Source organism: Chryseobacterium endalhagicum (assembly GCF_016745235.1).
Lineage (GTDB): Bacteria > Bacteroidota > Bacteroidia > Flavobacteriales > Weeksellaceae > Chryseobacterium > Chryseobacterium endalhagicum.
Window position 1 is genome coordinate 1,006,802 of sequence record NZ_JAELVM010000002.1, and the last position, 12,629, is coordinate 1,019,430.

General features: G+C 36.8%; 12 protein-coding genes. 10 read left to right on the forward strand and 2 right to left on the reverse strand.

From position 1 onward, the window contains the following. Nucleotides 1-471 precede the first annotated feature (471 nt). The 6 genes from JET18_RS14880 to JET18_RS14905 all read left to right on the forward strand — a co-directional run bounded on the left by JET18_RS14880 (nucleotide 472) and on the right by JET18_RS14905 (nucleotide 6,773). Nucleotides 472-1,275, forward strand: a complete 804-nt coding sequence (locus tag JET18_RS14880) for a sensor histidine kinase (RefSeq protein WP_202092294.1) — start codon at nucleotides 472-474, stop codon at nucleotides 1,273-1,275. A 129-nt stretch (nucleotides 1,276-1,404) separates the two neighbouring features. Beyond that, complete coding sequence (locus JET18_RS14885) at nucleotides 1,405-2,010, forward strand: hypothetical protein (RefSeq protein ID WP_202092295.1); 606 nt, start codon at nucleotides 1,405-1,407, stop codon at nucleotides 2,008-2,010. Between the two features lie 207 nt (nucleotides 2,011-2,217). Continuing rightward, nucleotides 2,218-2,700 carry a hypothetical protein gene (locus JET18_RS14890; protein ID WP_202092296.1) on the forward strand — a complete coding sequence of 161 codons (483 nt, stop codon included), beginning with the start codon at nucleotides 2,218-2,220 and terminating at the stop codon, nucleotides 2,698-2,700. Nucleotides 2,701-2,709: 9 nt separating this feature from the next. After that, complete coding sequence (locus tag JET18_RS14895; protein ID WP_202092297.1) at nucleotides 2,710-3,918, forward strand: hypothetical protein; 1,209 nt, start codon at nucleotides 2,710-2,712, stop codon at nucleotides 3,916-3,918. A 189-nt stretch (nucleotides 3,919-4,107) separates the two neighbouring features. Further along, the gene (gene eno, locus JET18_RS14900) at nucleotides 4,108-5,400 is read left to right on the forward strand and encodes a phosphopyruvate hydratase (protein WP_202092298.1); all 1,293 of its coding nucleotides are present in this window, start codon (nucleotides 4,108-4,110) and stop codon (nucleotides 5,398-5,400) included. An 86-nt stretch (nucleotides 5,401-5,486) separates the two neighbouring features. Continuing rightward, nucleotides 5,487-6,773, forward strand: a complete 1,287-nt coding sequence (locus JET18_RS14905) for a citrate synthase (protein ID WP_202092299.1) — start codon at nucleotides 5,487-5,489, stop codon at nucleotides 6,771-6,773. 227 nt (nucleotides 6,774-7,000) lie between these two features. Here the strand turns inward: JET18_RS14905 and JET18_RS14910 are convergent, their stop codons facing one another. Further along, on the reverse strand, nucleotides 7,001-7,162 hold the full coding sequence (locus tag JET18_RS14910) for a hypothetical protein (protein WP_202092301.1): 162 nt from the start codon (nucleotides 7,160-7,162) through the stop codon (nucleotides 7,001-7,003). A 233-nt stretch (nucleotides 7,163-7,395) separates the two neighbouring features. Further along, a complete protein-coding gene (locus JET18_RS14915) occupies nucleotides 7,396-7,887 on the reverse strand; it encodes a hypothetical protein (protein ID WP_202092303.1) in 492 nt (163 codons plus the stop codon). Nucleotides 7,888-8,179: 292 nt separating this feature from the next. On the opposite strand from JET18_RS14915, the gene JET18_RS14920 reads away from it, so the two are divergent. The 4 genes from JET18_RS14920 to JET18_RS14935 all read left to right on the forward strand — a co-directional run bounded on the left by JET18_RS14920 (nucleotide 8,180) and on the right by JET18_RS14935 (nucleotide 12,536). After that, on the forward strand, nucleotides 8,180-9,094 hold the full coding sequence (locus JET18_RS14920; protein ID WP_202092306.1) for a dimethylarginine dimethylaminohydrolase family protein: 915 nt from the start codon (nucleotides 8,180-8,182) through the stop codon (nucleotides 9,092-9,094). 73 nt (nucleotides 9,095-9,167) lie between these two features. Next, on the forward strand, nucleotides 9,168-9,584 hold the full coding sequence (locus tag JET18_RS14925) for a four helix bundle protein (RefSeq protein ID WP_202092308.1): 417 nt from the start codon (nucleotides 9,168-9,170) through the stop codon (nucleotides 9,582-9,584). Between the two features lie 46 nt (nucleotides 9,585-9,630). Next, nucleotides 9,631-10,554 (forward strand): citrulline utilization hydrolase CtlX, encoded by a 924-nt coding sequence (gene ctlX / locus JET18_RS14930; protein ID WP_202092310.1) that lies wholly within the window; start codon nucleotides 9,631-9,633, stop codon nucleotides 10,552-10,554. A gap of 227 nt (nucleotides 10,555-10,781) precedes the next feature. Then, a complete protein-coding gene (locus JET18_RS14935) occupies nucleotides 10,782-12,536 on the forward strand; it encodes a discoidin domain-containing protein (RefSeq protein WP_202092312.1) in 1,755 nt (584 codons plus the stop codon). Nucleotides 12,537-12,629: the final 93 nt, after the last annotated feature.

The window sequence follows — 12,629 nt, forward strand, 5'->3', positions numbered from 1 at the left end:
TATTATTAGTTCCAAATCTATCCAGTATAATTATTTGAATTTATTCAATATTCTTTACTTTACCTGTTTTTATTATTTGAATGTGAAAAGCAGAAAAATGGTTATCGGAATGATTACCATTACTTTGATTGGAATACTTTTTAATCCCGGACTATTTTATTTAGATAAATATAGCTTAAGTTTTGCCATTCTTTATTGCATTACCAATATTATACAGGTGCTCTATTGGTGTGGTTATAAATTAAACAATATCAACGAATCTAAAATTACAGATGATCCGGTTTTCTGGATATCATCTTCTATACTTTTATGGAGCTGTTTTTTTATTTTTAGAACTACACCGATGTATCTGCTGAATGAAATAGATAAACCATTTCTGCATTTACTGAAACAGCTGCTGAATGTAATTAATATTATCAGCAGCATATTATTTTATATAGCTTTACACAAATACAATATGATGAACAAAAAATGAAATCTTTACCGTCCGAAATAAAACTTATTTTTTTAATTGCATTGCTTTTGGTGATACTTTTGGCTGCTTTTACAATTTTTGTAGTCTTAATGTACAATAGAAAGCAACTTTTATATTTTAAAGAACAACAGCTCAATGAAGCAGAACACCAAAATCAGCTCCTCCAGAAAGAACTCGAAAAGCAGAGATCCATTGAGATAGAAAGAGAACGCATTTCCCACGACATGCATGATGACCTTGGAGCCGGAATTTCAGCACTGAAACTCCAGGCAGAATTCTTAAAACAGAAAGCTGATAATGATGATCTGCAGAATGATATCGATGAACTTCTGAAAACCTCGGAAGAAATGAACCTTTCCATGCGCGAAATGCTGTGGAGTCTGAACTCAGGAAATGATACCCTTGGAAGTTTTATAGATTATGCCATACAATATGCGGATAACTTTTTGAAAAAAACCAAAATAAAACTCTGGTCCGAAAGCGTAGATATTATTTCAGATACTTCAATTTCCACAGAAATGAGACGGAATATGTTCTTGTGCCTTAAAGAAAGCCTGAACAATGCCTACAAGCACAGCCAGTCCAGTCAGCTGAGGCTCTCATTTACTCAGACAGGTAAAGAATTTGTAATGAGGGTTTCAGATAATGGAATAGGGATTAATAGCGAAAAACCGGAAGGAAACGGTCTCAGGAACATGAAGCGTCGTATGCAGGAGCAGAACGGTGTATGTCATATTTTCTCTGAAGGGGTAGGGACAGAGGTTGTTTTCAGTATTTTACTTTTTAAAAAATGTTTATAAGGCATCACTGAAAACAGGTCTCTGTATTCACCTTTTATGTCTTAAAAAAGAATTTAAAACCACGACAACTGTGGATACTCTTATCAAAAATTTTATTTACATTTGAAAGTAAACCCCAAAACAGATAATATGGAAGCACAAATTGTATCAAGAGATCTAAGCAATCATAAAATAAGCTTGGATTTGATGACAAAAATGAGGAATGCATTTTTAGAATCTGATTTAGTACAAAGTGAGAGTCTGAATAAGAATTTTTCTCTATCTCAGAAGTGCCTCGAATTTATTAAGTCACATAAGGAATGTGAAGAACTTATTTTAGAACTTACTGAAATCAAAGGAGAGATAGAACTTTTAGTGAGTTTAGATAGAAAATCTGAAATTAGGTATAGTTTATTTAATGTAGCATTTCCGGTAGAAATCCAGAACAATGAATATAATATTTATAAGGAAAATTTTGAAAAAAATATTTCTGTAACATTAGATAATTTTATTTTTGGAGCAACTCACGGCTTAAAAAATAGAAATACAAGAAAAATTTTTCTTCCCAGAGACCTTTTCATAAATGATGCTCAGGTAGTATTATTACCCGCATTAGTTACTCTTTTTGATATGGGAGATGAGTATGAGTTAAAATATTTTCAACAACTTACTTATATTATCAATATAAAACCTAATAATACCTTTGAGATGGAAGAATGGTTTGATCGGAATGGGTTATGTCCTCCGGGTTGTTAATATTATCCATAGAGATGAAGCAGAATGTGTTTTATGTCTAAAGGGTCAGGAACGGAAGTCGTTTTCCGGATTTTATTGTAGAAAAAGAAAATAATTATAGAGCCAGCATCACTGAAAAGTGGTGCTTTTTTGTTTCTATAATCACCCCTTTGTGTAATTGACATGCTTCTTTTTAAAGCTGAAATTTGAATCATAAAACTAATAGCCATGAAAACTAAAAAAGATCAATTAGCAAGAATTATAAACACACAGGCCCAACTGCTCAATTTCAAAATTATGGAACTGCAGATGAGCAGTGCTATATCTGCTGCACAGGAGAGCGACAGCAGATATGTTGCCGCTAAAAATTTAAGGCTTCCCTCTGATGAATCTCCAGTCACTGTCTCAATTTATTTTGGAGGAGAAGGACAAGCCGGAACTTCTACTTTTAAAATATTGAGAACCAATCAGCCTAGTAAATCTATTAAAGTATCAACAGATAATATTTTAATAGGAACGTGTAATGAACTGATCGGGAATGTTCTGAGCATAGAATCCATGATACAGGATCTAAGCACAGATAGTGATAAAACGATTCTGACTGTAAAGATCAGACAAAATGGAACAATTATTTATAATGACACACACACTTCTGAAGTGAAGAATCAAGGGGAAGTTTCGTCATATACACATCATATTACCTTCTATTAAAAAAACATCATGAAAACACTAAAATTGAGTTTTGTATTAATACTTCTGGTATTTCATCATTTTTGTTCTGCACAGGAAGAAAAAGGAATTGATCTGGATGTATTAAGAGCTCAGGCATCTCCAGGAGCTAACCTTTTAGGAATTGCCAATTCTGATATTGAAAAGCCTACAGATCTGAAAAGTATAATGGTTTCCTTAAGAGAAGGGACAAGTAATTTTTCCAGTCTGCCGACTTCATTTGCGATTGACCTGGCCCCCTTTAAACTGAGTGGGAAATATCAGGATTTAAGAACCGATTCCAACTTTTTGACAACATTTAAACAGACATTTGTGACTTCCCTTGCTTTTAAAGGGATAGCAGAAGATGAAGAACAGAATATTGAAGAAAAATCGAGGCTGGGCTTTGGGATAAAGTTCTCTATTAAAAGAGGGAAGTATAGTGATGAGACTATGAAAGGCCTGGAGAAAATTCATGAAGTCCACAAAATCTTACAAAAACAAAGAATTGATAGTAGTGAAAGAGATCCAGAATTAGAAGAACTTGATAGGATTAACAGCTCTCTATTGCAGAAAAAAATACTTTTGGAAGATGCCGGTAAAAAAGATACCCCGGAATATAAATATTTAGAAAAACTACTCGAAGAGATTGAAGTCAAAATAAAGGATTATCATAAAAATAAAAAAGATGATAAAGAGAAAATACAGCAAATAACAAAAATAGCTCAGGATATTAAATTAGAGCGCTACGGCTATTTTCTCGACATGTCAATGGGAACGGTATTAGATTTTAGAAATAATAAATTTAATAATACACAAATTACCAAAATGGGAGCTTGGCTTACCGGTGGTTATAACTGGGAGAAGCATCCTTCAACCCTGATTTTCATGGCAAGATATTTATACAATCCTGAAACGCCGTTAGCAAACCCTGAACTGAAAAAAGAAAATCTGCATACTTTGGATATGGGGTCCAGACTTGTATTCAAACTGTTTGATGAAAAATTTCTTTTGAGTGGAGAGTGTATCTACAGAAGTATTTTAAATAAATCCGATTTTGAATCGTCCTGGAAATACCTCCTTAATTTTGAATACGAACTGGCGAAAAACCAAAGACTCACTTTCTCGTTCGGAAGGAATTTTGAGGGAGAATATGAGAAAAAAGGAAATCTCATCGTTGCACTCAATTTATTGGTGGGATTAGGTAAATTTAAATTGTAACACAGACAGGTAATTAAATATATTTCCAGATTCTCCAAATTATAAAAAACTTTGGAGAATTTTTGATTTATTACCAAATATTAAAGCCCACTTTTTTCATCAGGTTAGTTTTTTCATTAAATTTGTGATCAAGTATAATTATTAATAAAACAGCCTGAAGCGATCGCGGATGGGTTAAAACTAAACAATATGAGTGCAATTTCTTTCATAGAAGCGAGACAAATTTTGGATTCCAGAGGTAATCCTACCATTGAAGTAGATGTATTTACGGAAAGCGGAGCCATGGGACGTGCTGCGGTACCTTCAGGGGCATCTACAGGTGAACATGAGGCAGTGGAATTACGTGACGGTGGTTCGGATTATATGGGAAAAGGAGTCCTGAAAGCTGTTGAAAATGTAAAAGAAGTCATTGCAGAAAACTTAATCGGGCAGCCGGTTTTTGAGCAAAACTTTATCGATCAGATTATGATTGATCTTGATGGAACTCCGAACAAGGGAAACCTGGGTGCTAATGCAATTTTAGGCGTTTCTTTGGCTGTAGCCAGAGCTGCTGCTGCTGAATTAAGAATGCCTTTGTATAAATATGTAGGAGGAGTGAATGCCAATACACTTCCTGTTCCTATGATGAATGTAATCAATGGTGGTTCTCACTCCGATGCCCCTATTGCATTCCAAGAGTTTATGATCATGCCGGTAAAGGCGGATTCTTTTTCTCACGCCTTAAGAAAAGGAACTGAGATTTTCCACAACCTGAAATCTATTCTTCATTCAAGAGGTCTTTCTACTGCGGTAGGAGACGAAGGAGGTTTTGCTCCTACTTTCAAAGGAACTGAAGATGCATTGGATACTTTGCTTCAGGCTATTGAAAAAGCAGGGTATAAGCCGGGTGATGACATCATGTTGGCTCTTGACTGTGCGGCTTCAGAATTTTACAAAGACGGAATTTACGATTACAGAAAATTCCAGACTGCTGATGCAGCTCAATTCTCCAGCAGCGAGCAGGTTTCTTACCTTGCTGAATTAGCAGCTAAATACCCTATCATCTCTATCGAAGACGGAATGCAGGAAAATGACTGGGAAGGTTGGAAAATGCTTACCGATAAAATCGGAGACAGAGTACAGCTTGTAGGGGACGATTTATTCGTAACCAATGTAGAAAGACTGTCAAGAGGAGTAAAAGAAGGTATCGCCAATTCCATCCTTGTAAAAGTAAACCAGATTGGTTCTCTTACAGAAACAATGGATGCTGTACAGATGGCTCAGAATAACAAATTCACTTCAGTAATGTCTCACAGGTCCGGAGAAACTGAAGATTCTACGATTGCAGATCTGGCAGTAGCAATGAACTGCGGACAGATCAAAACAGGATCGGCTTCAAGATCAGACAGAATGGCGAAATACAACCAACTGTTGAGAATTGAAGAGGCTTTGGGTGATACGGCTTTTTTCCCAGGTTTAGATGCATTTAAAATCAAAAGATAATTGAATTTATAAATAACGGCAAGCGATAATTTTTGTTTGCCGTATTTTATAATTAGTAGTATATTTAGAAACAAAATAAATAAATAATGTCAGACAACAAAGTAATATTGAATTACGACGGTAATTCATATGAATATCCAATCGTGGATAGTACTATCGGAGACAGAGGGATTGATATTTCGAAATTAAGAGACCAGACAGGTTTAATCACTCTGGATTTAGGTTACAAAAACACAGGAGCTACCCTTAGCGACATCACTTACTTAGACGGAGATAAAGGAGAATTATTCTACAGAGGTTATCCAATCGAACAGATTGCTGAGAAATCTAACTTCACAGAAGTAATGTATCTTTTATTACATGGGGAATTACCTAATAAGGACCAATTCAGTTCTTTCAACAACAATATCAAAAAATATAACTTTATAGCAGAGGAGATGAAAAAAATCATCGATGCTTTCCCTCGTTCTGCTCACCCTATGGGAGTTTTATCTTCTTTAACTTCCGCTTTAACTGCTTTTAACCCTAAAGCCGTTAACGTAAACTCTAAAGAAGAAATGGACCACGCTGCAGAATTGATGATTGCTAAGTTCTCTCACCTTTGCGCATGGACCTACAGAAAAACTCAGGGTCTTCCGCTTAACCACGGAGACAACAGCCTGAACTACGTAGAAAACTTCTACAAAATGGCTTTCAGATTACCAAACGAAGAATTTGAAGTTAATCCGGTTATTGTAGATGCTCTTGATAAATTATTAATCCTTCACGCTGACCACGAGCAAAACTGTTCTACTTCTACTGTAAGAATGGTAGGTTCAGCTCACACAGGTCTTTTCGCTTCTATTTCTGCGGGTGTTTCTGCACTTTGGGGTCCTCTTCACGGAGGGGCTAACCAGGCTGTAATCGAAATGCTTGAATTGATCGAAAAAGATGGTGGAGACGTTAACAAGTGGGTAGCTAAAGCAAAAGATAAAAACGACAGCTTCCGTCTAATGGGCTTCGGACACAGAGTTTACAAAAACTTTGACCCAAGAGCGAAGATCATTAAAAAAGCAGCTGATGATATCCTTAACGCACTAGGTATTCAGGATAAAGCCCTTGACATTGCTATGCAGTTGGAAAGAGTAGCTCTTGAAGACGAATACTTCGTAGAAAGAAAACTATATCCAAACGTAGATTTCTATTCAGGTATTATCTACAGAGCGTTAGGAATTCCTACAGAAATGTTCACCGTAATGTTTGCATTAGGAAGACTACCGGGATGGATTTCTCAGTGGAAAGAAATGAGAATCAAAGGAGATCCTATCGGAAGACCAAGACAGGTTTACCAGGGGGCTCAGAAAAGAGACTATATTGATATTACAAACAGATAATCCCTGTTTTTATCATAAACAAAATCCCAAAGCTTGCTTTGGGATTTTTTATTGTTATTTTTATCATGAGATTCAATAGGAATGGGCTTTAGCCCATTTACTTAATAAATCAAAAATCCACTGGCTTTAGCCTAAACATGATATGAAGATTTATTGATTAAACGGAGAGTTAATAACGCTGTAAAGTACAAAAAAACCTGCTTGAGAAAGCAGGTAGTAATTATTCGTTATGGGCAAACGCAGTTTCCACAAGTCCAGATTCTGCAGCTTCCGTCGTCATTCCACTCGCAGCAGTATCTCGGTCTGTTGATGCCACCTCCTACGATTGCTTTTTGTTGTTCTCTTCCTAATTTTTGTGCATTTTTCAGCACTGGATTTTTCTTGTTCATGATTTTGATTTTTTGATGTTAATAGTAAAGTTTAATTTTATAATTCAGCTGAAATTATATCACTAATATAGGAATTTATTTTTAATTCTAATCAAATATTATGTTTGTATGTAGATGGAAAATAGGAGGTTGTAGATGAATTGGCAGGATGGTTTTTATTGGAAATAATAAAAAAATAAACCCTGCTTGCAAAAACAGAGCTTATTTTTTATGATGAATACTGATCGACTCGCTTAAACTGGTTTGAGAGTGATCTGATAGAGAACATGTGTGCCTGAATGGATTGCTTTTAGTCGTATGTTGGCGTGTGGCAATGATACATTTATTTCATTTCCATTATTGGCAGATAATATCTGTGCATCATTGAAAGTATACACAAATGCAATAGGAAATCCAGTTGTATCACCCCATATAACCTTTAAATGAAACAGTTCAAATGACTGAGATTTATTCGGATTGGGAGTTGGAGCCAAGAGGTAAGCAACCGTTGCACTATTAGCAATATGATTACTTACAAGAACAGGAGTTGTCTGACTAGAGGGAACTGGAGCGTAAATAAAGTTATGCCGATTATAGTCCGCTTCTACTTTTATAGATATAGGCGCAGGATTTAAATTACCTGTCTGTCCGACGTATTTAACGCTAAAAGAATTCTGGGCAAATAAACTGGTTACTGATACCACTGTCAATAAAACAGTTAATAAAAAGGTAAGGTTTTTCTTCATAATAATAAGATTTAAAATTAATTAATACTGCTAATGTAGTAGTCACCAGAAAGTAAAACCAGTTATATTAAGTAAGCGCGTATACTTTAGCAATAAGCGCGTGCAGCCAAATTATAAGTGAGTATCGCATGGTGGTATTTTCTGCATTTATTGTATTATGCGGATAAAATAACTGTAAATAAAACCTTCCTTAGAGTAACCGGAATATCGGATAAAATTATGTGGATAAAGCAATTCAAAAGTTTTCCAGATAGAGACCTTTACCTATATTTGTAGTATTGCATAAATCTTTATGAGACTAAACATTAAAAACGAAACGGGCAGGCTGAAATCAGTTGTTCTAGGCCAGCCTAATTCAATGGGAGCCGTTCCCACACTGGAGGAAAGCTATGACGCCAAGTCCTATTACTCCATCGAACACAATATGTATCCTAAAGAAGAGGATATCATCAACGAAATGAATGCCTTTGAAGCGGTATTGAAAAAATATGATGTAGAAGTACTTCGCCCAAGCATTATTAAAGATTACAATCAGGTTTTTTCTAGAGATGTGGCTTTTGTGATCGACGATAAAATGATCATTTCAAACGTGATCGCAGACCGGGCAGACGAGCAGGATGCCTATAAAAAAGTTTTTGAAAAAGTAGCGTGGAGAAAAATCATCAACCTTCCGGAAACAGCCCACATTGAAGGCGGAGACGTAATCGTATGGGATGATTTCCTTTTTATAGGAACGTGCTTCAGTGAAGATTACAGAAACTATAAAACAGCAAGAACCAACGAATACGCTATTGAGATTTTAAAAGAATACTTTCCGAAGAAGAGAATCATTGATCTTGAATTGAAGAAAAATGACAAAATTCCATTTGAAGGAATCTTACATCTGGACTGTACATTCAATCCGGTAGGGAAGGACAAGTGCCTGATTTATAAAAACGGATTTGTAGATGAAAGCGATTACCGCCTGATCATTGATATTTTCGGGGAAGAAAACTGTTTCCATCTTAATGATGAGGAAATGTTTGAAATGTTCCCGAATATTTTCTCCATTTCTCCCGAAGTTGTGGTATCAGACAAAACATTCACAAGAATGAACAACCACCTGAGAAACGAATGGGGAATGACCGTAGAAGAAATTCCTTACAGAGAAATCTCCAAAATGGGAGGATTGTTGAGATGCTCTACAATGCCATTGGTACGAGAGTAATTGAGTCGGAGAGTTGTAGAGTGAGAGTGTTGGTGAGAGTTTAAATGTATTTTTAATCTTAAATAATCAAATTATGTCAGTGATTAAATTTCATCAGGACTTAAAAGTTTTTCAAAAATCTTTTGAAACGGCACAGGAAATTTATGAACTCTCAAAATCCTTTCCTAAAGAAGAACTCTATTCTCTTACCGATCAGATCAGAAGATCATCAAGATCAGTCTCAGCTAATATTAGTGAGGCGTGGGGAAAAAGAAAATATGAAAGATCCTTTATTGCGAAGCTAACAGATTCTGAAGGCGAAGCAAGAGAAACCCAAACCTGGCTTCAGTTTGCTCTGGCTTGTGAGTATATCAATGATGAACAGTTTGGAAAATTACATAATGAATATAATCAAATCATAGGAATGTTAGTTATTATGATAGGGCAATCAGAAAAATGGTGTTCATTTTCGTCACTCAATAAAGAGGATGATCATTTGTATCACGACTGATATACTCTCAAACGCTCATACACTAACACCCTCAAACTTATACATAATGCAGACAACAGATACCGTATTAATGATAGAGCCGATTGCATTCGGTTATAACGCTGAAACAGCAAAAAACAATTATTTTCAGATTGAACAGAAAGATCTGGATGTTCAGTCTAAAGCTTTGGCAGAATTCAACACTTTTGTGGGAAAACTTAGAAGCAAGGGAATTAATGTGATCACCATAAAAGATACCCTGGACCCTCATACACCGGATTCTATCTTCCCGAATAACTGGGTGAGCTTCCACAAAGACGGAAAAGTGGTTCTTTATCCTATGTTTGCTTCCAACAGAAGAGTGGAAAGAAGAGAAGATATTCTTGAAAGCATCGAAAATCAGGGATTTCAGGTGGCAGAAATTGATGACTGGTCATTTTCTGAAACGCAGGGACATTTCCTGGAAGGAACGGGAAGTATGATCTTCGACCACGATAATAAAATTGCTTACGGTTCCGTTTCCTTGAGGCTTGATGAAAATTTGTTCAGAGAATTCTGCAAAAAATATGACTTTACGCCCGTAGTTTTCCATTCTTACCAGACGGTAGGAACAGAAAGGCTGCCTATTTACCACACCAACGTGATGATGTGTGTTGCAGACAAATTTGTGGTCATCTGCCTTGATTGTATCGATGAGGAACTGGAAAGAGAAAAAGTTATTGAAACCATTAAAAACTCAGGCAAAGAAATCATTGAAATTTCAGAAGAGCAGATGCAGCAGTTTGCCGGGAATATGCTTCAGGTTCAGAATAAAGATGGGGAGAAGTTTTTGGTGATGAGCCAGACGGCTTACCAGTCTTTAGATCCGGAGCAGGTGGCAGCTATAGAAAAATACTGTGAGATTATTTATTCAGACCTGAATACCATTGAAGTCAATGGTGGAGGAAGCGCAAGATGTATGCTTGCTGAGGTTTTCCTACCAAAAAAATAAAAAAAATTCTTCGGGAATTAGCCATGGTGTGAGTCTATTATTTTTTAAAATTATCGAAATTAGGATCTTCCATCATCTTCATCTAATTCTTGTCCTGAATTCAGTTTAAATTATATTTCCGGCCCTGTCTCAGAGCCGGAATTTTTTTTGCCCCGTTTCATTTATTCAAATTGAGACAAAAGACAAAAAAGTTACTTAAATTTGTTCCTTAAGCTAAAATTATGAAGATGCAGCAGTATTTTTTATCATTCGCTGTTCTGTTGGGCATATTCGTTGGAGCCCAGCAGAAAACATTTTGTAACCCAATCAACATCGATTATGGCTATACGCCTTTCGAAGTATTTTCCAAACAAGGGAAGCACCGTGCTACAGCAGATCCGGTGATCGTTAATTTTAAAAATAAATTATTCCTTTTCTCTACCAATCAGGAAGGATACTGGTACAGTGATGATATGCTGGACTGGAAATTTGTGAAAAGAAAATTTCTCAGAGACAATAAATACATCCATGATCTGAATGCTCCGGCGGTTTGGGCCATGAAAGATACACTCTACGTGTACGGATCTACCTGGGAACAGGATTTCCCGATCTGGAAAAGTACCAATCCTACCAAAGATGACTGGAAAATTGCAGTGGATACCCTGAAAGTTGGAGCCTGGGATCCGGCATTCCATTATGATGAAGATAAAAATAAACTTTATCTGTACTGGGGTTCCAGTAATGAATGGCCGCTGCTGGGAACTGAAGTGAAAGTGAAAAACCTGCAGTCAGAAGGATTTACAAAACCTATTATCAGGCTCAAGCCTGAGGACCATGGCTGGGAAAGATTTGGAGAATATAATGACAATGTTTTCCTGCAGCCGTTTGTAGAAGGAGCCTGGATGACTAAACATAACGGGAAATACTATATGCAGTACGGAGCTCCTGCCACAGAGTTCAGCGGATACTCTGACGGAGTGTATGTCAGCAAAAATCCTCTCGAAGGGTTCGAATACCAGCAGCACAATCCCTTTTCCTATAAACCCGGAGGTTTTGCAAGAGGAGCGGGGCATGGAGCCACTTTTGAAGATAATTATAAAAACTGGTGGCACGTTTCAACGATTTTTATTTCCACTAAAAATAATTTCGAGCGCAGGCTTGGGATCTGGCCGGCAGGGTTTGATAAAGACGATGTAATGTACACCAATACGGCTTATGGAGATTACCCGACCTTCCTTCCTCAATTTGCACAGGGGAAAGATTTCTCAAAAGGTCTTTTTGCGGGCTGGATGCTTCTGAATTACAATAAACCCGTTCAGGTTTCCTCTACTTTAGGAGGATACCAGCCGAATCTGGCGGTAGATGAAGACATCAAAACATATTGGAGTGCCAAAACCGGAAATTCCGGAGAATGGTTCCAGACTGATTTGGGAGAAATTTCCACCATTAATGCCATTCAGATCAATTATGCCGATCAGGATGCCGAATTTATGGGTAAAACACTGGGCAAAATGCATCAGTATAAAATCTACGGGTCCAATGACGGAAAGAAATGGACCGTTGTTGTGGATAAAAGCAAAAACACCAAAGATGTTCCGCACGATTATGTAGAGTTTGAAAAACCGGCTAAGGCAAGATTCCTGAAAATGGAAAACCTGAAAATGCCTACCGGAAAATTTGCGTTAAGCGGTTTCAGGGTATTCGGGAAAGGAGCGGGAGAAAAGCCTAAGAAAGTGGAAGGATTCGTTCCTTTACGGGCAGAACCTAAGAAGTTCGGTGAAAGAAGAAGCATCTGGATGAAATGGCAGCAGAACCAGGACGCAGATGGATACGTGATCTATTGGGGAAAATCTCCTGATAAATTATACGGAAGCATCATGGTGTACGGAAAGAATGAATATTTCTTCACAGGAGCCGACAGAGCCGATGCATACTACTTCCAGATTGAAGCTTTCAATGCGAATGGACTTTCGGAAAGAACGGAGGCTGTAAAATCGGAATAAGAATATAGATAAAAGATAAAAGATAAAAGATAAAAGATAAAAGATAAAAGATAATTTTGCCATATCAGTCTGATCTGTATGAGCTCTCAGAAC

What these genes read in the sequence shown, in the direction of transcription:
- JET18_RS14880 (WP_202092294.1), top strand. Translation starts at nt 472, where the DNA reads ATGAAATCTTTACCGTCCGAAATAAAACTTATTTTTTTAATTGCATTG.
- JET18_RS14885 (WP_202092295.1), top strand. Translation starts at nt 1,405, where the DNA reads ATGGAAGCACAAATTGTATCAAGAGATCTAAGCAATCATAAAATAAGC.
- JET18_RS14890 (WP_202092296.1), top strand. Translation starts at nt 2,218, where the DNA reads ATGAAAACTAAAAAAGATCAATTAGCAAGAATTATAAACACACAGGCC.
- JET18_RS14895 (WP_202092297.1), top strand. Translation starts at nt 2,710, where the DNA reads ATGAAAACACTAAAATTGAGTTTTGTATTAATACTTCTGGTATTTCAT.
- eno (WP_202092298.1), top strand. Translation starts at nt 4,108, where the DNA reads ATGAGTGCAATTTCTTTCATAGAAGCGAGACAAATTTTGGATTCCAGA.
- JET18_RS14905 (WP_202092299.1), top strand. Translation starts at nt 5,487, where the DNA reads ATGTCAGACAACAAAGTAATATTGAATTACGACGGTAATTCATATGAA.
- JET18_RS14910 (WP_202092301.1), bottom strand. Translation starts at nt 7,162, where the DNA reads ATGAACAAGAAAAATCCAGTGCTGAAAAATGCACAAAAATTAGGAAGA.
- JET18_RS14915 (WP_202092303.1), bottom strand. Translation starts at nt 7,887, where the DNA reads ATGAAGAAAAACCTTACCTTTTTATTAACTGTTTTATTGACAGTGGTA.
- JET18_RS14920 (WP_202092306.1), top strand. Translation starts at nt 8,180, where the DNA reads ATGAGACTAAACATTAAAAACGAAACGGGCAGGCTGAAATCAGTTGTT.
- JET18_RS14925 (WP_202092308.1), top strand. Translation starts at nt 9,168, where the DNA reads ATGTCAGTGATTAAATTTCATCAGGACTTAAAAGTTTTTCAAAAATCT.
- ctlX (WP_202092310.1), top strand. Translation starts at nt 9,631, where the DNA reads ATGCAGACAACAGATACCGTATTAATGATAGAGCCGATTGCATTCGGT.
- JET18_RS14935 (WP_202092312.1), top strand. Translation starts at nt 10,782, where the DNA reads ATGCAGCAGTATTTTTTATCATTCGCTGTTCTGTTGGGCATATTCGTT.